Source organism: Pseudomonas sp. NEEL19 (assembly GCF_028751975.1).
Taxonomy (GTDB): domain Bacteria; phylum Pseudomonadota; class Gammaproteobacteria; order Pseudomonadales; family Pseudomonadaceae; genus Aquipseudomonas; species Aquipseudomonas juntendi.
This window is the reverse complement of sequence record NZ_CP081491.1, coordinates 2,156,781-2,175,884: the sequence shown is the minus strand read 5'-3', so window position 1 is coordinate 2,175,884 and position 19,104 is coordinate 2,156,781. Positions and strand designations below refer to the sequence as shown.

17 protein-coding genes and 2 riboswitches are annotated in these 19,104 nt (G+C 64.6%); of the genes, 12 read left to right on the top strand and 5 right to left on the bottom strand.

Annotation, left to right across the window (positions count from 1 at the left end; all coding sequences use genetic code 11):
* Positions 1–20: 20 nt before the first annotated feature.
* Complete coding sequence (locus K4A76_RS09755) at positions 21–1,250, bottom strand: acyl-CoA dehydrogenase (RefSeq protein WP_054914005.1); 1,230 nt, start codon at positions 1,248–1,250, stop codon at positions 21–23.
* Positions 1,251–1,389: 139 nt separating this feature from the next.
* Here K4A76_RS09755 and K4A76_RS09750 point away from each other — a divergent pair, with 139 nt between their 5' ends.
* Both K4A76_RS09750 and K4A76_RS09745 read left to right on the top strand, forming a co-directional pair.
* Positions 1,390–2,316 carry a LysR family transcriptional regulator gene (locus tag K4A76_RS09750; RefSeq protein WP_054914004.1) on the top strand — a complete coding sequence of 309 codons (927 nt, stop codon included), beginning with the start codon at positions 1,390–1,392 and terminating at the stop codon, positions 2,314–2,316.
* Positions 2,317–2,526: 210 nt separating this feature from the next.
* Positions 2,527–3,681: a cysteine desulfurase family protein gene (locus K4A76_RS09745; RefSeq protein WP_274412043.1), complete on the top strand. Its 1,155-nt coding sequence runs from the start codon at positions 2,527–2,529 to the stop codon at positions 3,679–3,681.
* A gap of 441 nt (positions 3,682–4,122) precedes the next feature.
* Here K4A76_RS09745 and nfsB read toward each other — a convergent pair whose 3' ends face one another.
* Positions 4,123–4,776, bottom strand: a complete 654-nt coding sequence (gene nfsB / locus K4A76_RS09740) for an oxygen-insensitive NAD(P)H nitroreductase (protein WP_110679505.1) — start codon at positions 4,774–4,776, stop codon at positions 4,123–4,125.
* Between the two features lie 104 nt (positions 4,777–4,880).
* Between nfsB and K4A76_RS09735 the strand changes: the two genes are divergently transcribed.
* Genes K4A76_RS09735 through K4A76_RS09725 form a run of 3 tightly spaced genes read left to right on the top strand, consistent with a single transcriptional unit; the run spans position 4,881 to position 7,317 of the window.
* On the top strand, positions 4,881–5,804 hold the full coding sequence (locus tag K4A76_RS09735) for a LysR family transcriptional regulator (RefSeq protein WP_009683964.1): 924 nt from the start codon (positions 4,881–4,883) through the stop codon (positions 5,802–5,804).
* 48 nt (positions 5,805–5,852) lie between these two features.
* On the top strand, positions 5,853–6,683 hold the full coding sequence (locus tag K4A76_RS09730; RefSeq protein ID WP_197885999.1) for an AraC family transcriptional regulator: 831 nt from the start codon (positions 5,853–5,855) through the stop codon (positions 6,681–6,683).
* A 49-nt stretch (positions 6,684–6,732) separates the two neighbouring features.
* Positions 6,733–7,317 (top strand): LysE family translocator, encoded by a 585-nt coding sequence (locus K4A76_RS09725; RefSeq protein ID WP_009683966.1) that lies wholly within the window; start codon positions 6,733–6,735, stop codon positions 7,315–7,317.
* A gap of 54 nt (positions 7,318–7,371) precedes the next feature.
* Here K4A76_RS09725 and K4A76_RS09720 read toward each other — a convergent pair whose 3' ends face one another.
* Positions 7,372–8,571, bottom strand: a complete 1,200-nt coding sequence (locus K4A76_RS09720) for a sugar transporter (RefSeq protein ID WP_236184991.1) — start codon at positions 8,569–8,571, stop codon at positions 7,372–7,374.
* Between the two features lie 202 nt (positions 8,572–8,773).
* On the opposite strand from K4A76_RS09720, the gene K4A76_RS09715 reads away from it, so the two are divergent.
* Positions 8,774–10,090, top strand: a complete 1,317-nt coding sequence (locus K4A76_RS09715; RefSeq protein WP_274412042.1) for a hypothetical protein — start codon at positions 8,774–8,776, stop codon at positions 10,088–10,090.
* A gap of 70 nt (positions 10,091–10,160) precedes the next feature.
* On the opposite strand, the gene calA is transcribed toward K4A76_RS09715, so the two are convergent.
* Positions 10,161–11,213 carry a vanillin reductase gene (gene calA, locus K4A76_RS09710; protein ID WP_009683969.1) on the bottom strand — a complete coding sequence of 351 codons (1,053 nt, stop codon included), beginning with the start codon at positions 11,211–11,213 and terminating at the stop codon, positions 10,161–10,163.
* A gap of 180 nt (positions 11,214–11,393) precedes the next feature.
* On the opposite strand from calA, the gene K4A76_RS09705 reads away from it, so the two are divergent.
* Positions 11,394–12,299, top strand: a complete 906-nt coding sequence (locus K4A76_RS09705) for an AraC family transcriptional regulator (RefSeq protein WP_029884985.1) — start codon at positions 11,394–11,396, stop codon at positions 12,297–12,299.
* 25 nt (positions 12,300–12,324) lie between these two features.
* On the opposite strand, the gene thpR is transcribed toward K4A76_RS09705, so the two are convergent.
* Positions 12,325–12,891 carry an RNA 2',3'-cyclic phosphodiesterase gene (gene thpR / locus K4A76_RS09700; protein ID WP_274412041.1) on the bottom strand — a complete coding sequence of 189 codons (567 nt, stop codon included), beginning with the start codon at positions 12,889–12,891 and terminating at the stop codon, positions 12,325–12,327.
* Between the two features lie 159 nt (positions 12,892–13,050).
* On the opposite strand from thpR, the gene lpxO reads away from it, so the two are divergent.
* The 5 genes from lpxO to K4A76_RS09675 all read left to right on the top strand — a co-directional run bounded on the left by lpxO (position 13,051) and on the right by K4A76_RS09675 (position 18,878).
* Complete coding sequence (gene lpxO / locus K4A76_RS09695) at positions 13,051–13,950, top strand: lipid A hydroxylase LpxO (protein WP_274412040.1); 900 nt, start codon at positions 13,051–13,053, stop codon at positions 13,948–13,950.
* Positions 13,951–14,095: 145 nt separating this feature from the next.
* The gene (locus K4A76_RS09690) at positions 14,096–14,440 is read left to right on the top strand and encodes a carboxymuconolactone decarboxylase family protein (RefSeq protein WP_029884982.1); all 345 of its coding nucleotides are present in this window, start codon (positions 14,096–14,098) and stop codon (positions 14,438–14,440) included.
* Between the two features lie 75 nt (positions 14,441–14,515).
* Positions 14,516–15,085 carry a GNAT family N-acetyltransferase gene (locus K4A76_RS09685; protein ID WP_054911908.1) on the top strand — a complete coding sequence of 190 codons (570 nt, stop codon included), beginning with the start codon at positions 14,516–14,518 and terminating at the stop codon, positions 15,083–15,085.
* A gap of 44 nt (positions 15,086–15,129) precedes the next feature.
* Positions 15,130–15,337: riboswitch (cobalamin riboswitch) on the top strand.
* A gap of 110 nt (positions 15,338–15,447) precedes the next feature.
* Entirely contained in the window at positions 15,448–17,574 is a 2,127-nt protein-coding gene (locus K4A76_RS09680) for a TonB-dependent receptor (protein WP_274412039.1), read from the top strand.
* A gap of 107 nt (positions 17,575–17,681) precedes the next feature.
* On the top strand, positions 17,682–18,878 hold the full coding sequence (locus K4A76_RS09675; RefSeq protein ID WP_443218419.1) for a DUF1624 domain-containing protein: 1,197 nt from the start codon (positions 17,682–17,684) through the stop codon (positions 18,876–18,878).
* A 28-nt stretch (positions 18,879–18,906) separates the two neighbouring features.
* A riboswitch (cobalamin riboswitch) is annotated at positions 18,907–19,104 on the top strand.

Genomic DNA, 19,104 nt, shown 5'->3' with positions numbered 1-19,104 from the left:
CTGACGAGAATCAGCCTGCCTCACCGCCCGCTGCGCAACATCTCTGCCGGCACATACTTGCCAATCTCATACTTGCCGATCGCCGCCCGGTGCACTTCATCGGGCCCGTCGGCCAGGCGCAGGGTGCGTTGCATGGCGTACATGTACGCCAGCGGGAAATCGCCGCTCACCCCTGCCCCGCCATGCAGCTGGATCGCCCGGTCGATCACCTTCAGCGCCACGTTCGGCGCCACCACCTTGATCTGCGCGATCTCGCTGCGCGCGACCTTGTTGCCGACCGTGTCCATCATGTACGCCGCTTTGAGCGTGAGTAGCCGGGCCATGTCGATTTCCATGCGCGAATCGGCAATCTTGTCGACGTTGCCCCCCAGGCGTGCCAGAGGCTTGCCGAAGGCGGTGCGCGCAACCGAGCGCTTGCACATCAGCTCCAGCGCCCGTTCGGCCATGCCGACAGAACGCATGCAGTGGTGGATACGCCCAGGGCCCAGGCGCCCCTGGGCGATCTCGAAGCCGCGGCCCTCGCCGAGAATCACGTTTTCATACGGCACCCTCACGTTCTCGAACAGCACCTCGGCGTGGCCATGCGGGGCATCGTCGTAGCCGAATACCGGCAGCGGGCGAACAATCTTCACACCAGGCGTATCGGTTGGCACCAATACCATCGAGTGCTGCTGGTGACGCGGGCCTTCCGGATTGGACAGGCCCATGAAGATCATCACCTTGCAGCGCGGGTCGCACGCACCAGACGTCCACCATTTGCGCCCATTGATCACCCACTCGTCACCGTCACGCACCGCGGTCGCGACCATGTTGGTCGCGTCCGAGGAAGCCACATCCGGCTCGGTCATGGCGAAGGAGGAACGAATCTCACCCCGCAGTAGCGGCTCCAGCCACTGGCGTTTCTGCGCCTGGCTGCCGTAGCGCACCAGCACCTCCATGTTGCCGGTATCCGGGGCCGAACAGTTGAACGGCTCCGGGCCGAGCAGTGAGCGGCCCATGATTTCGGCCAGCGGCGCGTACTCCAGGTTGCTCAGGCCAGCGCCGTACTCCGACTCGGGCAGGAACAGGTTCCATAGCCCCTCGGCGCGGGCCTTGGCCTTGAGCTCTTCCATGATCGCGGTGGGCTGCCAGCGGTCACCCTCGGCGACCTGGCGGTCAAACACCGCCTCGGCGGGGTAGACATAAGCATCCATGAACGCGGTGACACGTTCGCGCAGTGCCTGGACCTTGGGCGAATAGGCGAAATCCATCGGGGTTACCTTCACGGTTCGAAGAACATGGCCAGAGCCTAGAGCAGCGCAACCCGATCCACCTAGTCTATTTTCCGCGTGTATGAACATTCATAACCGATATATGATCGGCAGATAACTCCAACAAAGAGCGGCGCCCATGAACCTCAGCAAGGTCGACCTCAACCTGTTCATCGTGTTCGATGCGATCTACACCGAAGCCAACCTCACCCGCGCCGGGCAGATCGTCGGTATCACCCAGCCGGCGGTCTCCAACGCCCTGTCGCGCCTGCGCGAAACCTTCAACGACCCGCTGTTCGTGCGCACTGCGCAAGGCATGGTGCCCACGCCCATGGCGCAGAACATCATCGGCCCGGTGCGCAACGCCCTGGCGCTGCTGCGCACCTCAGTACAGGAAAGCCGCATTTTCAACCCGCAACAGGCCAACAAAACCTTCCGTATCAGCATGACCGACCTGACCGAAGCGGTCATTCTGCCGCCCCTGTTCCAGCGGCTGCGCCGCCTGGCGCCGGCGGTGCTGATCGAGAGTTTCCTGTGCAAGCGCCGTGAAACCACCAAGGAGCTGGCCGCCGGCCGCCTGGATTTCGCCATCGACGCGCCGTTGAACACCGACCCCCAGGTCCGCCACGTGAAATTGATGCAAGACCGCTACGTCTGTGCCCTGCGCCAGGGCCACCCGCTGGCGGACAGCAAACTGACCCTCGATAGCTACCTGGGCATGACCCATATCCACATTTCCAGCCGCCGCAACGGCCTGGGGTATGTCGACCTGGCCTTGGGCAAGATGGGCGTGCAACGCAAGGTCGCCCTGCGCTCGCAGCACTACCTGATGGCCTCGCAAGTGTTGCAGCAGACCGACATGGCAATGACCGTCCCGGAGCGTTTCGCTCGCCGTCATCAGCTGCGCTACCACCCGCTGCCGGTGGAGGTCCCGGCCCTGGAAACGCACCTGTACTGGCACGAAAGCACCGACCAGGACCCGGCCAATCGCTGGATGCGCGAGCAGATCACCGAACTGTGCCAACGTGTGGTAGCCGACGAAGAAAAAGCGCTTGAACCTGCCTAAAATGCGCGCTGAAACCGGTCGATGCGTATCACGGTGTGCTGTGCGAAAGAATGAATCGAGAAAAATATTCTCCAGAAAGGAAATCAAATAGAACAAGCATGCAAATACGCCACAAATAGCCCAGCGGGAAGCGAAAAGCATCTTTCGACCGCACGATAGGCTGATGCCAACGATCGCCGACCCCACGGCGACAAACATGGACATGCCCCGATGCCTAACGCCCCGCTGTACTTCGATTACGCCGCCACTACCCCGGTCGATGACCGGGTGGTCGAAACCATACTCGCCTGCCTTGGCCGCCAGGCCAACTTCGGCAACCCGGCCTCCAGTGGCCATGCCTACGGCCAGGCCGCCCGCAGTGTGGTGGACCAGGCGCGACAGCAAGTGGCCGAGCGCATTGGCGCCCCGGCCGAAGCGCTGGTATGGACCTCTGGCGCCACCGAGTCGAACAACCTGGCACTCAAAGGCGTTGCCAACGGCATCGACCACCGCGGGCACCTGGTCACCAGCCTGCTGGAACACAAAGCCGTACTCGACACCGTGGCCGAACTGGAGCGCCAAGGCTGGGCGGTCACGCGCCTGGCACCTGATGCCCGTGGCCTGATCCAGCCCGCGGCGGTACAAGCCGCGTTGCGCGCCGATACCCGCCTGGTATCGCTGATGGCCGTCAACAATGAACTGGGCACGGTCACCGACGTTGCCGCCATTGGCGAGTGCGTTCGCGCGCAGGGTGCCCTGTTGCACGTGGACGCCGCACAGGCAGTGGGCAAACTGGCGATCGACCTGCGCGCGATGGCTGTCGACCTGATGTCGTTCTCGGCGCACAAGGTCTATGGGCCCAAAGGCATCGGCGCCCTGTACGTCGGGCCTCGCGCGCGCCCGGTACTGCGCGCACAGATCCACGGCGGTGGCCATGAACAGGGCCTGCGTTCCGGGACCTTGGCCACTCACCAGATTGCCGGCATGGGCAGTGCGTTCGCCCTGGCCGGGCAGCCCGGCGACAGCGAGTACCTGCGCCTTGCGCAGCTGGCCACGCGGCTGCAGGAAGGCTTGCTGAAGTTGCCCGGGGTCAGCCTCAATGGCTGCGCCACGCAACGCATCCCGCACACCCTGAACCTGTGCATCGACAGCCCGGGCTTCAACAGTGCGGCGCTGGCCAGCGAACTGGCGTTGTCCACCACCTCGGCGTGCAACTCGGCCAGCAACACGGCGTCCCACGTGCTACTGGCGCTGGGGCTGAATGAGCACCAGGCGCGCAACAGCGTGCGACTGAGCATAGGCCGTTTCAGCACCGACGCCGAAGTCGACAAGGCGCTGGAGGTGTTTGCCAGGGTACTGGCTACGGCGTCGGCAGCCTTGTGGTAACCCGCCTCTTGCGCGGGCCCTGTGGGAGATTCTATGGTTTCTGGCAAGGGTAGCCGCAGCATCTTCAGCGTCTGTGAGATCGAGCGCCGCCCGCGCGGCGCTTCGCGGGTAAACCCGCTCCTACATTTCTTTCGGGCCAATTATGCCTGTGGGATTTGCGCGCGAACGCCTTGGCGCCCACCACGATATCGCGTCGTAAAAACAAGGCGGTCGCGCGCGTCCGGCACAGGCAATACTGGCCCGAAACAAATGTAGGAGCGGGTTTACCCGCGAAGCGCCGCGCGGGCGGCGCTCGATCTAACAGGCGCTGCATATCTTCTGACAAACACCTGTCAGCCCTGATGCGATCCCTGTGGGAGCTGGCTTGCCGGCGATGGGCTGCACAGCAGCCCAATGGCTGCCACCAGGGCTTGACTGGCGGGCTTTACCCTGGCGCCGCGCTTACAGGAAGGTGAATACCTGCGCTGCCGGCAAGCGCGACTTGCCCAGGCCGGCATTGAAGTCGGCCTCACTGCGATAGCCCAGGCAGAGCATTACCACGCTGGTGAACCCCCGCTCGCGCAAGCCCAGTTCGGCATCCAGCAGCTTGCTGTCGAAACCTTCAATGGGCGTGGCATCCAGCCCCAGCGCCGCAGCCCCCAGCAACGCTGTGCCCAGGGCCAGGTAAGTCTGTTTCTCCATCCAGTGCTGCACGTCCTTCAGATCGAAGCGGTGCAGGTCAACGTAGTGACGGCGGCTCTGGTTTTGCGCCGCGCGCGCCTGGTCGTCCCGGAAGCGCCCGTCGGCGGCCTCTTGGTCCAGCACGCTGTCCAGGTGCGCTTCCGTCATTTCGGTACGGGTGCAGAACACGATCACGTGCGAAGCATCGAGCAGCTTCGGCGTGTTGTAGGCGTAGCCCTGCGAGGTGCTCTTGGCCAGGCGGGCCTTGCCTTCGGCGCCGTCGGCGACGATGAAGTGCCAGGGCTGGGAATTGACCGAGGACGGGCTGTGGCGCAGTTGCTCGAGCAAGGCATCGACCGTGGCCTGGGGAATACGGCGTGAGGCATCGTAGGCTTTGGTGGTGTAACGGCGCTTGGCCAGCGAGACGGTATCCATGCAACGACTCCAGGTATGAGCAGTGAATTTGCCGCTCATCTTATCTTTCCTGCAGAAAAGAAAAACCGGCACAATGCAGCAACACTTTCGGCCCTGGAGTGAAAATGCTGCGCATCGCAGACCTTGAGCTGTTCGCCCGTAGCAGCGTGCTGGGCAGCTTCACCGCCGCTGCCCACGAAGCGGGCTTGCTGCCTGGCCAGGTGGCTGCGGCCATCAAGCGCCTGGAGCGCGACCTGGACGTGCGTCTGTTCGCCCGCACTACCCGCAGCCTGCGCCTGACCGCAGAGGGCGAGCGCTACCTGCCGACCGCACTGAATGTGCTGGAGAGCCTGCGCCAGGGCCACGAAGACCTGCATGGCAACCCTGACACCCTGCGCGGTACGCTGCAGGTGTCGGCGCCCTCCGACATGGGCCGCAACATGCTGTTGCCATGGCTCAGCGCCTTCCGCCGCGAGCACCCGGCGTTGCAGGTGCGCTTCTTTCTCTCTGACCAGATCGCCGACCTCAACCGTGACCCGGTAGACGTGGCCATCCGCTATGGCCACAACCAGGACGCCAACTACATCGCCCTGCCGCTGGCTGCCTGGAACCGCCGGGTGCTGGTCGCCTCGCCCGACTACCTGGCCCGGCACGGCCGCCCACTCACCCCCGATGCGCTGCAGCAGCATGCATGCCTGTTGTACATGCAGCACAACCGGGTGTACGACAAATGGCAACTGGGCAACCGCACCGTGCAGGTGCGCGGGCCGCTGGTCAGCGACGACGCCGACGTCATCCGCCGTTTGGCCGTACAGGGTGAAGGCATCGTGTACAAGTCGTGGCTGGACGTCAGCGCCAACATTGCCACCGGCGAACTGGAGGTCGTTCTCCCCGGACTGCTCGGCGAATCGACCCCGGTCACGCTGGTTTGCCCGCATCGCAAACAGCTCACCCCGGCGGTAACCCAACTGCACCTGTGGCTACGCGAGCGCTTCGAGGCGCTGCGTGAACCGGCACTGGCCAGCGGCTGCACAATTGTTCCAGACTGAACTCAACCGTTACGCTAGGTTGGCGTTTTGAATCGGCGGCATGCCCCCATGAGCAACTGGATAGACTTCAAGCAGGACGCCGACACCGGCATCGAGTCGGTGCGGGCGCATTTTGTCGGGCATGCCTACGACCCGCACTGGCACGACAGCTTTCTGGTGGGCGTCACCGAACAGGGGGTGCAGCAGTTCAATTGCCGTCGGGTGCGCCACCGCAGCACACCCGGGCAGGTGTTCTTGCTCGAGCCTGGCGATATCCACGATGGCCTGGCCCCCACCGAGGAAGGCTTCACCTACTCCACGTTGTACCTGGACCCGCTCTGGCTCGACCAGCAATTGCGGTCGCTGTTCGAGCACGCGCCGGGCGGCAGCCTGCCGAGCTTTGCCGACACCCTTTGCCATGACCAACGTTTGGCAAGCGCCACCGCCCTCGCCTTCCGCGCGGTTCACGACCAGGACTTGCGCATCGTCCGGCAAACCGCCACCGACGAACTGCTTGCCCGCCTGACCTGCCACCTGCACTGGCGCCGGCGCATCAACCCCGACCCGCGCCTGCCGCTGAGCGCGCAGCGCGCGCGGGACTACCTGCATGCCAACCTGGAACGTGACATTGGCCTCGACGACCTGGCCCGGGCCTGCGGCATCGACCGTTTTCGCCTCACCCGGGCGTTCAAGGCCGCCTTCGGCATTGCCCCGCATGCCTACCTCATCCAGCTGCGCCTGACCCGGGCGCGGCGGTTGCTCGCCCAAGGCCAGAGCTCGGCGCAAGTGGCCGTGGCCTTGGGCTTTGCCGACCAGAGCCACCTGGGCCGCTGGTTTCGCCGTGCCTACCAGCTGACGCCGGCCGACTACCGCAGGCGCTGCTCAAACCTTCCAGACTGAACCGCTTGGCAACAGCGAGCATGGGGCTTTGATGCTCTGGAGCGTTCCCATGTCTCAGTCGATGCTGCCCTTCATCCTGTTTGCTTTGGTCGCCAGCCTCAGCCCGGGGCCAACCAACCTGTTGATCCTGGCGCACGGCGCCCGCCTGGGCGTACGGGCCAGCCTGTTGCCGATCCTGGCGGCCTGCTGCACGGCAGCGACGATTGTGCTGCTGGTGGGCCTGGGGCTGGGCGAGCTGTTGCTGCGCCACCCACTGGCACAACAACTGATGAGCTGGGCCGGAGCGCTGTGGTTGAGCGGGCTGGCGTGGAAAATGCTGCGCAGTGCCGGGGCACCGCTGCACGCGGGTACGGCGCAAGGCTTCAGCGCCCTCAGCGCCGCCTTGCTGCAGGCGGTCAACCCCAAGGTATGGTTGATGGCCGTGGCGGTGGTGGGGGTATTTGCCGCACCCAGGTTACCGGTGTGGCAGTTGGCGTTGGTGTTCTGCCTGGTTGCCCTGCCGTGCATGGGGGCATGGGCGGTACTGGGGGCAGGCAGCGCCCGCTGGTTGCAGGCGCCGCAGCGGTTACGGGTGTTCAACCAACTGTTGGCGGGGCTTTTGCTGATTTCAGCATGGGCAGCTGTGCTGGCCTGACGCCCTGCCACCGGTTTTTGGGCTGCCGCGCAGCCCATCGGAGGGCCTGACCGGTCAGTGCGGTAGCGCCTCCCGCAAGCGCCGGGCGCTGGCCACGGCCAGCAACAACCCGACCACCGCCACACTACCACCCACCAGGCCAATGTACGCCACATCCAGCCGGCTGCTGACAATGCTGCCCAGCAGGGCCCCGCCCCCGATGCCGATGTTGTAGATACCCGAGAACAGCGCCATGGCCACGTCGGTCGCATCAGACGCCAGCTTCAAGGTCCTGGACTGCAACGCCAGGCTGAAGCTGAGGATCGCTACCCCCCACAACATGCTCAGCACCGCGAACACGTAAAAGTTGCCTGACAGTGGCAACAGCAACAGCAGGCACGCCGCCAACACCCCCATCGAGCCCAGCAGGAAACCCTGCGGGAAGCGCTCGCTGTAGCGGCTGAACAACACTGAACCCAGTACCCCTGCCCCCCCGAACAGCAACAGCAACAGCGTGGTGCGCTCGCCGCCGATCTGCGCCACGTGCAGAGCGAATGGCTCGATATAGCTGTACGCGGTGAATTGCGCAGTAATCACCAGGGTCACCAGCAGATAGGTGATGACCAGCGCCGGGCGCCTGAACAGGACCGGCAGGCTGCGTAACGACCCGGAGTTCTGGCTGGGCAGCAGCGGCAATGACTTCATCAGGCACACCATGGTCGCCAGCGCCACACCGGCAATGCTCAGGAAGGTGATGCGCCAGCCCAGTGCCTCGCCCACCACACGCCCGAGCGGGATGCCAAGCACCATGGCCAGGGTGGTGCCGGTGGCCAGCAGGCCCAACGCCTTGGCCTGCTGCCCAGGCGGCGCCACGCGCACCGCCAGCGAAGCGGTAATGGCCCAGAACACCGCATGCGCCAGGGCAATGCCGATGCGACTGACCAGCAGCATGGCGAAGCTTTGCGACAGCCAAGACAACAAGTGGCTGACGATGAACACCATGAACACCAACAACAGCAAGCGCCGCCGTTCGATGTTGCGGGTCAGCAGCATCATCGGCAGAGACGCCAGCGCCACCACCCAGGCATAGATGGTCAGCATCAGGCCGACCTGTGCAGTGCTCATGTCGAAGCTGCCGCCAATGTCACTGAGCAGCGCCACCGGAACGAATTCGGTGGTATTGAAAATGAAGGCCGCCAGGGCCAAGGCGATGACGCTAAGCCAACTGCCGCTGCCCGTGCCGGGTGGCAGGTGGCTGGGTACAGGTCCGTTCATTGTAGAAAGAGAGTCTCCGTGAAAAAGCAACAGGTCGCGCGCCAGGGCCCCGGTCTATGGGGTTGCCGACGTACGCATTGTCATGAATAGGAATGCCGGCATGGTACGCGTCACACCCGGGGCCAACAACCGCAAGTCGGGCATAAGGAGTACCATGCCCACTTGAAGTGAAACACGTTGCAGCAAGGAGCCCGATCCACTCATGGACAAGCAGTACCCCCAGCAGCAATGGCAGCAAGCGGTCATCGCCTATGCCCAGGCCGTCAACGACTACGTCGCACAAGGCCGCGCCCAAGGCTGGGACAATCTTCAAGAGCCACAAGTGCCCGCGACCGACCACCTGCTCGACGCCTGGCTGGCAGCCTTGCAGGCAGCCAACCGCCCGGGCTGCAGTGAGCAGCAACGCCAAGCCTTCCGCCAAGCCTGGCCGCCTGCCCACCAACCGCTGGTACCGTTGCTCGATGAGCATGGCCAGGGCATCAGCAATGTCCTGCTGCTGGGCGACGGTAGCCTGCTGGCGCGCATCGGCATGCCGCACGAAAAAGGCCAGGTGCTGCGTATCGATCGCCATGGGGTCACCCCGGTGATCGGCGTCGAGTACTTCGGCCGCTGCCCGGCCCGCCGCTACTTTGCCCTGGGCAATGCCGAAGGCGTCCGGGTGACCGCTGGCTGGGGCGGCCCGCAGGTACAGCGCCTGGCCTGGCCGACCGGCCTGGAAGGGTTGCCGGCCGGCTACCCGTTCGAGCCGTTCGACCTGCCACCCGCGCCCACCGCATTGATCCCTTTCCCGGACGGCCAACGCGTGCTGCTGGTCAGTGCCGATGGCACCTTCGTGTTGGCCAGCGACGGCGCAACCCGCCTGCTGCCGCACCAGGCGCGGGTACTCGACGCCCTGGCCGAAGGTACCGAGCCGGAGGACATCAGCCTCGGGCTTAGCATGGAGCACGGCGCAGTGTCGGCCGATGGCCGCTGGGTCGTGGTGGGTGAGCAAGGCAGCCGGCACCTGGTGCTGGACGACCGGCTCAGGTTGGTGGCCGAGATTGGTCCCGGCAGCGAATACCCGCATTTCGCGCTGTTCAACCAGCGGGGTGACCAGTTGCTCCTCAACGCCTGCCACTTCTACAGCGGTGCCACGCTGGCGGTACGGGTAGCCGACCTGCCGGGGCTGCGCACCGATTACTACAGCCAGGACCCGCGCACCCCACTGGTGCAGGATGGCGCGCGTGTCTATGCCGGGGTGGCGCGCGCTGGCGAATACATCATCGGTGATGCCTACGGCTACCTGCGGGCCTTTGGCGAAGATGGCCAGGAGCATTGGCAGCACTACCTGGGCTCGACCATCAGCGCCATGGACATCAGCGCCGACGGGCGTACCCTGGTGGCCGCCAGCCATGCCGGGATTGTGGCGGAGATTGCCCTCGACAGCGGCCGGCCGGCGTGGCAGATCGGTACCGGCGCGCATGGGGAGGTGCGCCGGTGGCTGTTCTGGAAGGGCTGGGACAAACCACTGGCCTGGTAGCCAAGCCTGCCCCGGCCTGCCAGCCGGCCGCTTCGCGGCTTGCCCGCATAGCGGCCGGCGCTGGCCTCGATCAGGCCTGCAGCGTGGCCATGTCGATCACGAACCGGTATTTCACATCACCGGCGATCATGCGCTCGTACGCCTGGTTGATATTGCGGATGTCCAGCATCTCGATATCGCAGCGGATATCGTGTTCGGCACAAAAATCAAGCACTTCCTGGGTCTCGGCGATTCCACCAATCAACGACCCCGCCAGCACCCGACGCTTCATGACCAGGTTGGCCGCATGCACGGCCGGGTCGATCGGCTCGATCAGGCCGACCAGAATGTGCACCCCGTCGAACTTCAGCGTTTCCAGGTACGGGTTCAGGTCGTGCTGCACCGGAATGGTATCGAGCAGGAAATCGAAACGGTCGGCCGCAGCGCGCATCTGCTCGGCATCGGTGGACACGATCACATGGTCGGCGCCCTGGCGCCGCGCTTCTTCGGCCTTGGCCTGGGAGCGGGTGAACAAGGTCACTTCTGCGCCCAGCGCCTTGGCCAGCTTGATGCCCATGTGGCCCAGCCCGCCCATGCCCAGGATGCCGACCTTGTGCCCTGGGCCGACACCGTGGTGCTTGAGCGGCGAATAGGTGGTGATACCGGCGCACAGGATCGGCGCGGCGCTGGGCAGGTCCATGCCGGCCGGAATGCGCAGCACGAAGTGCTCGCTGACCACGATGCTGCTGGAGTAGCCGCCCATGGTGTTGCTGCCGTCGACCCGGTCCGGGGTGGCGTAGGTCATGGTCGGGCCTTGCTGGCAGTATTGCTCCAGGTCCTTGGCGCACGCCTCGCAGTGGCGGCAGGAGTCGACCATGCAACCCACGCCTACCAGGTCACCTACCTTGTAGGCGGTGACCTGTTCGCCCGTGGCGGTGACGCGGCCGATGATTTCGTGGCCAGGCATCAGGGGGTATACGGCAATGCCCCATTCGTTGCGCGCCTGGTGGATGTCGGAGTGGCACACGCCACAGTACAGGATCTCGATGGCGACATCGTCCGGGCGCGGGCTGCGGCGCTCGAAGGTCATGGGCGCCAGGGGGCTGGTAGGGGTTTGGGCGGCGTAACCGATGGCGGTATACATGCTGGACCTCGCTGTAGAATGAAACGATTCAGTGGGGCAATTGTGCCCACCATTCGCCCTCGAGCCCACGGCTGATTCTCCGGCATGCATGCCTGATTCTCCGAACCTGCCTTTGTGCCACTGGCGCTATGCCGTCAATCTGCGATCATTAGGCTGTCTGATCCTCTGCCCTGGTTCATCATGCAACTGACCCGCCACGTCGATGCCAACGCGCCCCTCTGCGCCCTGATCCGCTGCCTGGCCACGCGCCCGGGCTTCGTGCCTACGCACCTGCCACAGGTGCAAGTACTGAGCTGGGACCACTATGTCGCCAGCAGCCCGCAAATCTACGAGCCCAGCCTGATGATCCTGGCCCAGGGCAGCAAGCTGGCGCGCCTGGGGCCACGCACCCTTGAGTACGGTGCCGGCCACTACCTGGTGCAGGCGTTGTCGGTGCCCTTCATGTGTGAAACCTTCGCCACCCGCGAGGCGCCGTTGTTGGGCGTGGCGGTGGACATCGACCGTGGCGTGCTGGGTGAACTGGTACAAAGCATGGACCTGGCGCCAGACCCTGCCGTGCAGGCGCAAACACCGCAATCGATGACTTCCGCAGCACTGGATGCGCCCATGCGCGACAGTGTGGAGCGCCTGCTGCAGTGCCTGCAGGACCCACTGGATGCCAAGGTTCTGGGCCCGGCGAGGGTGCGTGAAGTACTCTACACCGCGCTGCGCGGCCCGCAGGCTGGGGTGTTGCGGGCGCTGGTGGAACAACAAGGGCACTTTGCCCGTATCGGCGCCGCCCTCGCCCACTTGCGCGAGCACTATAGCGAGCCCCTGAGCGTGGAGGCGCTCGCGGCGCGGGCCAACATGAGTGTTTCGACCTTTCACGAACACTTCAAGCGCTGCACCGACATGGCGCCCATGCAATACCTCAAACGCCTGCGGTTGCTCAAGGCCCAGCAAATGCTGATCGGCGAAGGCCTGGGTGTAGCCCAGACGGCGCACCGGGTGGGCTACCAGAGCACGTCGCAGTTCAGCCGCGAATACAAGCGCCAGTTCGAACGCAGCCCAGGGGATGAACTGCCTTACCAGAGCTTGCCGGTTTGACTGAAGGGCGGCGGGCAATCACCCGTCAGTCACCAGGCGTGGCACTTGAGGGCGCCAGTGGCCATTGCGCCAACGGCCAGTAGGCGCCTTTGCGCGACTCATACAACGTGAAGTGCGGGGCGCCGATGAAAAACGCCGACGCACTGCCGGCCTCTGGCAAATCGCCGCGATAATCCCTGGCAAGCGTCAGGTGCGGGCGGTAGTCGCGCTTGTCAGCTTGCCCGGCAAAAGGCAGCAGCGCCTGCTGCAGGCCGTACACCAGCCGCATCAGCGCTGCTGGCACCTGCTGCGCCTCCAGTACCAGGGCACTGGAGCGCTGCCACACCTGCAAGCGGTCAAGTGTCAACCGGGGTACCCTGCCCGGCAGCGCCAGTTGATCGACCGTCGCACAGATCGCCGGCACCAGGGCGGCATCCACATCGCCCAGGAACAGCAACGTGACATGAAAGTTGGCGGCCGGCACCGGTTTGCCGCTGCGCAGGTTCAGGCCGCGACGGAACTGGGCCAGAGCGCGGCGCTGGACATCGCTGACCGGCAAGGCGAAAAACAGCCGCTTGAACGGGCTGCCGCTGGGGCGTACATCATGAACCATGGTGACTCCTGGGCATGAAACGTTTGCGCACGACTGTAGGGCATTACACCAATGTCGGCCCACGGTTTCGTAACAATAAGTACAAACTGCCCACATGATTGTTTATGCTGGCGGGCTTATGCCATGGCGCATGGCCTTATTTTCGACAAGTAACCGTCCATGAAAATTGCACTCGTCCTCATCTTCGTTCTCTCGATCGCGTACGTTCACCTGCGCGGTCGGGTCCGCCACAAGCTGACCCGCCAACTGGGCGACCACTCCAGCTTCCTGGCCCCGATCAACAGTTTTCTGTACCTGTTTTCCAAACACCCGGCCAAACCGTACCTGCCCGTCGAGGCCTTTCCCGAACTGAAACCGCTGCAGGAGCACTGGCAGGAAATTCGCGAAGAAGGCCGGCAACTGCTGCAGGTAGGCGAAATCAAGAAGTCCGACAACTACGACGACGTGGGCTTCAACTCGTTCTTCAAAACCGGCTGGAAGCGCTTTTACCTGAAGTGGTACGGCGAAAGCCACCCGTCGGCAATGGCCCTGTGCCCACGCACCACCGAACTGCTGCAAGGCATCGGCACGGTCAAGGCGGCCATGTTCGCCACCCTGCCACCGGGGGCCAAGCTGGTGCGCCACCGTGACCCGTATGCCGGCTCCTACCGCTACCACCTGGGCCTGGACACACCGAACGACGACGCCTGCTACATCGATGTAGACGGCGAGAAATACTCATGGCGCGACGGTGAAGGGGTGGTTTTCGATGAAACCTACATCCACTACGCGGCCAACAATACCGAGCACAACCGCATCATCCTGTTCTGCGATGTCGAACGCCCGCTCAAGTACCGCTGGGCCAGCGCGTTCAACCGCTGGTTCAGCCGCAATGTCATGGCGGCTGCCGCAGCCCCCAACACCGCCGGAGACAAGACCGGCGGCATCAACCGGCTGTTCACCCGGATCTACAAGATCCGGGAACGCGGCAAGGCGCTGAAAAAGCGCAATCGCACGCGCTACTACCTGGAGAAGTGGGCGGTGGTGGCAGCGTTGCTGCTGGTGTTCATCTACATCTGAGCCCGGGCGCTGCCAGCGCCCTGTGCAGGTTGTGCGAAGGTGCAGCCGAAGGCATGACTGGGCATGCACCAAAGTACAAGCCGCACGTTCCCCGCGCGTCGACTAGCCTGAAAGCTCCATTCGCAACCACCCCAAGGTGACGACGATGAGCATGATGGACTGGGATGCCTACCGAAAGCAGTTGATGGCCGGCATCGGCGATCTGAAGCAACTTTCCCCCGACACCGTGGCCGGCTACATGACCGCCAGCGGCGCCGGGGCCAAAACCGGTCATCTGGACGCCAAGACCCGCGAACTGATCTCCCTGGCCGTGGCGGTAACCACCCGTTGCGACGGCTGTATCGCCGTGCATTCGCAGCAAGCGGTGAAGCATGGCGCCACCCGTGAGGAGATTGCCGAGGCGTTGGGTGTGGCGGTGGCGATGAACGCGGGTGCCGCGCTGGTCTACTCGGCCAGGGCCCTGGATGCAGTGGGCAAGGCCAACGGTTGAACCCGAACGGCGCCGCCCTTGCGCGACGGCGCCGTGCCCCGCAGACTGGGCGGCTCAACCCGCGCAGGAACCCGCATGATCCACATCCGCCCCATGACGGCCGAAGATTTCGAGCGCTTCTGGCCCACTTTCCAGGCCACTGTCCAGGCCTGCGAAACCTATGCCTACGACCCGGCCCTGAGCTTCGAACAGGCCCGCCACCTGTGGCTGGAGCTGCCTTTGCGCACCATGCTGGCCGAAGAAGAGGGTCAACTGCTGGGCTCGTACTACCTCAAGCCCAATGCGGCAGGGCCCGGTGCGCATGTCGGCAATTGCGGCTACATGGTCTGCGCCCAAGCGCGCGGGCGCGGCGTGGCCAGGTTGATGTGCGAGCACTCGCAGAAACTGGCGCGCCAGGAAGGCTTTCTGGCCCTGCAGTTCAACTCGGTGGTGGCCACCAATGAAGTGGCAGTCGCCCTGTGGCACAAGCTGGGGTTCGAAACGGTTGGCCGGCTGCCCAAGGCCTATCGCCATGCCCGGCTGGGGCTGGTGGACTGCCTGGTGATGTACAAATGGCTGGCCGATGAGCCAGTGGCAGAGAAGCCGCCGCTGCTGATCGGGCGCAAGAATATCGAAGCCCGGGTTTCGCGGCGGCGTGGGCGCTGATCGTTCTTCACGATCTGCCTTGACGAAGGCACCGCCAGGTGCTCAGATGCGCGCCAGTTTCAGGTGCCCTACGCCGCCGCGCGCAGGGTGAAACGGGAAGCCGGTGCGTCGTGTTGATCACGACAAGTCCGGCGCTGCCCCCGCAACGGTAAGTGAGCGAACCCTTCGAGATACCACTGTGCTCAGGCATGGGAAGGTGAAGGTTTCATGCCCCTCGCAAGCCCGGAGACCGGCCTGAGGCTTCACTTGGCACCCCGCGGTGGGCGGGCGCAGGCCGGTATCCGTGCGCGCGCCTGCCTGTACGGAGCCCTCCTTTGCGTGTTTCCACCGGGATCCATTCATTCCTGCAGCAGTGGAACGACATGTCCCGTATGTTCAAGCTTCACCCCCTGGCGGCCTGCCTGGCCGTCACGCTCCCGGCCCTGGCCGATGACCGCGGCCCGCAGCCCCTGGCATTGCCCTCCACGGCCATCACCGACACCCTCGACAGCCATGCCAGCGACTTGGCCACGCCGACCCAGGCCGGCTCGCGCCTGGGGCTCAGCGCCCTGGAAACGCCAGCCAGTACCAGCAGCATCAGCGCCGAGCAGATCCAGCAGCGCAACAACCTGACCGTGCAGGATGCCGTAACCCGCTCGCCGGGCATTACCTTCATCGGCTCCCCCGGCGATGGTGGCACCGGCCTGTCCGCCCGCGGCTTTGCCGGGCACGGCTCGGTCATGACCTTGTTCGATGGGGCCCGCCTGTTCACCGGAGCCGGCACCCAGACCTTCCCGGTCGACCCGTGGATGGTCGAACGTATCGATGTGCTTCGCGGCCCGGCATCGGTGCTCTACGGCGAAGGCGCCACCGGCGCGGTGGTCAACGTCATCCCGAAAAAACCGGTTGCCGGTACGGTGCGCAACCAGCTGCGGCTTGGGTATGGCAGCTGGGACCGCCAGCAACTCGGCCTGGACAGCGGTGGCAGCCTCAGCGAGCGCCTGAGCTATCGCCTGACGCTGAACCAGCAAGCCGGCAATGGCTGGGTGGACCGCACCCCCTCACGCAGCCTGGCGCTCAGCGCGGCCCTGCGCTTCGATGCCAGTGACGACCTCAGTTTTACCCTGGCCCATGAGCGCGGTGCGGCGCAGCCTGCCAACTACTACGGCACGCCGCTGATCGACGGCCATTACCGCAGCAGCCTGCGCAAGAAAAACTACAACCTGCAGAACGACGTGCAGCGCTACGACGACCAGTGGACCCGCCTGACCACCGACTGGGCACTCAACGACCACCTCAGCGCCAGCAACCAGCTGTATTACATCAGTAGCCGCCGCCATTGGCGCAACGCCGAGCAGTATGAATGGGACGCCGGGCGCCAGCAGTTGCTGCGCGGCAGCTACCTGGAAATCAAGCACGACCAGGAGCAGTTCGGCGACCGCCAGACCTTCACCCTCGACCATTCGCTGTTCGGCCTGGCCAGCAGAACCGTGCTCGGCGCCGAGTACAACAAGGTGCGCTTCAACGTCGACAGCAACAGCCCCTACAACGACGTAGGCGGTGACTACATCGACCCGTGGCAGCCGCAGCCGGGCGTATTCCACAGCGGGTCGCCGCTGCGCCCGCAAAGCCTGTCCACCACCCATACCTTTGCCCTGTTCGGCGAAAACCGCCTGCAACTCACTGAGCGCCTGTCGCTGGTGACCGGGGTGCGCCGCGACCAGCACCACATCGACCGCGACAACCTGACCAATGCCAGCCGCAGCGACCGCAGCCTGCAAGGTGGCAACTGGCGTGCGGGGCTGGTGTATGCACTCAGTGACGCGCTGTCGCTGTATGGCCAGTACTCCACCAGCGAGGATGGAGTCAACAACCTGATAAGCCTCAGCCCCAACCAGATGCACTACGACCTCACCCAGGCGAAACAGACCGAGGTGGGCCTCAAGCAACGTTTCTGGGACGGGGATGGCGAATGGACCTTGGCGGCCTACCACATCGTCAAGCAGAAGCTGCTGGTAGACGACCCCCTCACGCACCAGCCCCAACAGGCTGGCCAGCAGACGTCGGATGGGCTGGAGGCAACCGTGGAACTGGCGCTGGCCCACCAGTGGCGGGTGTCTGCCAACGCAGCGCTGCTGCGCGCCCGGTATGACGCGTTTGACGAACAGGTGGGCGCAGCGGTGCAGGACCGTGCCGGCAACCGCCCGGCCAACGTGCCTCGGCGCACCGCCAACCTGTGGCTGAGCAAAGGTATTGGCCAGCAGATCGAGGTGGGGGTGGGCGCGCGCTATGTGGATGAACGTTACGCCGATAACGCCAATACCCAGAGCGCCCCAGGCTATACCGTGGTCGACGCCACGATCGGCTGGCAGGTTCTGCCGCAGGTGAAACTGGGGTTGCAGGTGAACAACCTGTTCGACCGCGAATATGTGCAGGCGGCGTTCAGCGGCCAGCAATGGCTGATGGGAACGCCACGCTCCTACTTTGCAACGCTGGACTACAGCTTCTGAAGTGAGCAGCACGGGTTGGCGTAGCGCAGCTTCACCGCGACAAGCCAACCCGGCGTTGAGCAAAAAACCTACCCGTTCATGGCTATATGGATATAACATAACATTTCATTCAGGCTTTCTTTCACCAGCGACCCTCCAGGACAAGCGCCAGCCCCAGCCCCACCCAACTCAACCAGCGCCTGCAGAGCATCGACGCCCTGCGCGGTCTGGTAATCCTGTTCATGCTCCTGGACCACGTGCGCGAAACCTTCTTCCTGCACCGCCAGGTCAGCGACCCGATGGCCATCGATACCACCGAGCCGGCACTGTTCGCCAGCCGTACCCTGGCGCACCTGTGCGCGCCGGTGTTCGTGCTGCTGACCGGGCTCTCGGCCTGGCTGTATGGCGAAAAGCACCAGGGCCGTGGCGATGTCGCGGCGTTCCTGTTCAAGCGCGGGCTGTTTCTGGTAGCGCTGGAGTTCACCCTGGTCAACTTTGCCTGGACGTTCCAGCTGCCGCCCACGGTGATCTACCTGCAGGTGATCTGGGCCATCGGCATCAGCATGCTCGCCCTGTCGTTGCTGGTGTGGCTGCCACGCCCGGCGCTGCTCGGCCTGAGTGCCGTCATCATTGCCGGGCATAACCTGCTCGACAGCCTGCACTTTGCCCCGGGGTCTGCCCTGCACGTGCCCTGGGCGATTCTGCATGACCGCGGCTGGCTGACGTTGTCCGACACGCTGCGGCTTCGCACGTCCTACCCGGTACTGCCGTGGATCGGGGTGATCGCCCTGGGCTACTGCCTTGGGCCATGGTTTGCCCGCGGCAGCCAGGCCGGGCCACGTCAGCGCTGCCTGCTGCTTGGCGGGCTGCTGGCGCTGCTGGGCTTTTTCGTGCTGCGCGTGTTCAACGGCTATGGCGAAGCCGCGTGGAGCAGCTACCCCACGCTCACACACACCCTGATGAGCTTCTTCAACCTCACCAAGTACCCGCCTTCGCTGTTGTTCCTGGCACTGACCCTGGGCTGCGGCCTGCTGTTGCTGCGCGCATTCGAGCGGGCCGGCCAGGCCCGCTGGATCAGCGCCCTGGCGGTGTTCGGTGCAGCGCCGATGTTCCTCTACCTGCTGCACCTGTATGTGCTGAAGCTGCTGTACCTGGCCTGCGTGGCGCTGTTCGGCAACAACCACGGCAGCTATTTCGGCTTCGACGGCGTCGCGGCGGTATGGTGCGTGGCGCTGTTGCTGGCGGCTTCGCTGTACCGGCCGGTGCACTGGTTCGCCCGGCTGAAACAGCGGCGGCGCGACATCCGCTGGCTGAAGTACTTCTGAAAAGCGTTTTCACCCGGCGGCGCGATGGTCTACCATGCGGGCCGCCGGTTTCCATCACGGAATCAATAGGGAATCCCCGGCCCGCCAACACGGGCCAAACGGAACTGCCCCCGCAACTGTAAGTGCCGAGCCTGCTCCATCGACGCCACTGGGTGTACTACCCGGGAAGGCCGGAGCCGGGCCGTGACGCACCAGTCAGGAGACCTGCCGGCCAACATTCACCAAC

What these genes read in the sequence shown, in the direction of transcription:
- lpxO (WP_274412040.1), top strand. Translation starts at nt 13,051, where the DNA reads ATGAAAATTGCACTCGTCCTCATCTTCGTTCTCTCGATCGCGTACGTT.
- K4A76_RS09685 (WP_054911908.1), top strand. Translation starts at nt 14,516, where the DNA reads ATGATCCACATCCGCCCCATGACGGCCGAAGATTTCGAGCGCTTCTGG.
- K4A76_RS09745 (WP_274412043.1), top strand. Translation starts at nt 2,527, where the DNA reads ATGCCTAACGCCCCGCTGTACTTCGATTACGCCGCCACTACCCCGGTC.
- K4A76_RS09690 (WP_029884982.1), top strand. Translation starts at nt 14,096, where the DNA reads ATGAGCATGATGGACTGGGATGCCTACCGAAAGCAGTTGATGGCCGGC.
- K4A76_RS09735 (WP_009683964.1), top strand. Translation starts at nt 4,881, where the DNA reads ATGCTGCGCATCGCAGACCTTGAGCTGTTCGCCCGTAGCAGCGTGCTG.
- K4A76_RS09680 (WP_274412039.1), top strand. Translation starts at nt 15,448, where the DNA reads ATGTCCCGTATGTTCAAGCTTCACCCCCTGGCGGCCTGCCTGGCCGTC.
- K4A76_RS09755 (WP_054914005.1), bottom strand. Translation starts at nt 1,250, where the DNA reads ATGGATTTCGCCTATTCGCCCAAGGTCCAGGCACTGCGCGAACGTGTC.
- K4A76_RS09705 (WP_029884985.1), top strand. Translation starts at nt 11,394, where the DNA reads ATGCAACTGACCCGCCACGTCGATGCCAACGCGCCCCTCTGCGCCCTG.
- thpR (WP_274412041.1), bottom strand. Translation starts at nt 12,891, where the DNA reads ATGGTTCATGATGTACGCCCCAGCGGCAGCCCGTTCAAGCGGCTGTTT.
- K4A76_RS09750 (WP_054914004.1), top strand. Translation starts at nt 1,390, where the DNA reads ATGAACCTCAGCAAGGTCGACCTCAACCTGTTCATCGTGTTCGATGCG.
- calA (WP_009683969.1), bottom strand. Translation starts at nt 11,213, where the DNA reads ATGTATACCGCCATCGGTTACGCCGCCCAAACCCCTACCAGCCCCCTG.
- K4A76_RS09720 (WP_236184991.1), bottom strand. Translation starts at nt 8,571, where the DNA reads ATGAACGGACCTGTACCCAGCCACCTGCCACCCGGCACGGGCAGCGGC.
- K4A76_RS09725 (WP_009683966.1), top strand. Translation starts at nt 6,733, where the DNA reads ATGTCTCAGTCGATGCTGCCCTTCATCCTGTTTGCTTTGGTCGCCAGC.
- K4A76_RS09715 (WP_274412042.1), top strand. Translation starts at nt 8,774, where the DNA reads ATGGACAAGCAGTACCCCCAGCAGCAATGGCAGCAAGCGGTCATCGCC.
- K4A76_RS09730 (WP_197885999.1), top strand. Translation starts at nt 5,853, where the DNA reads ATGAGCAACTGGATAGACTTCAAGCAGGACGCCGACACCGGCATCGAG.
- nfsB (WP_110679505.1), bottom strand. Translation starts at nt 4,776, where the DNA reads ATGGATACCGTCTCGCTGGCCAAGCGCCGTTACACCACCAAAGCCTAC.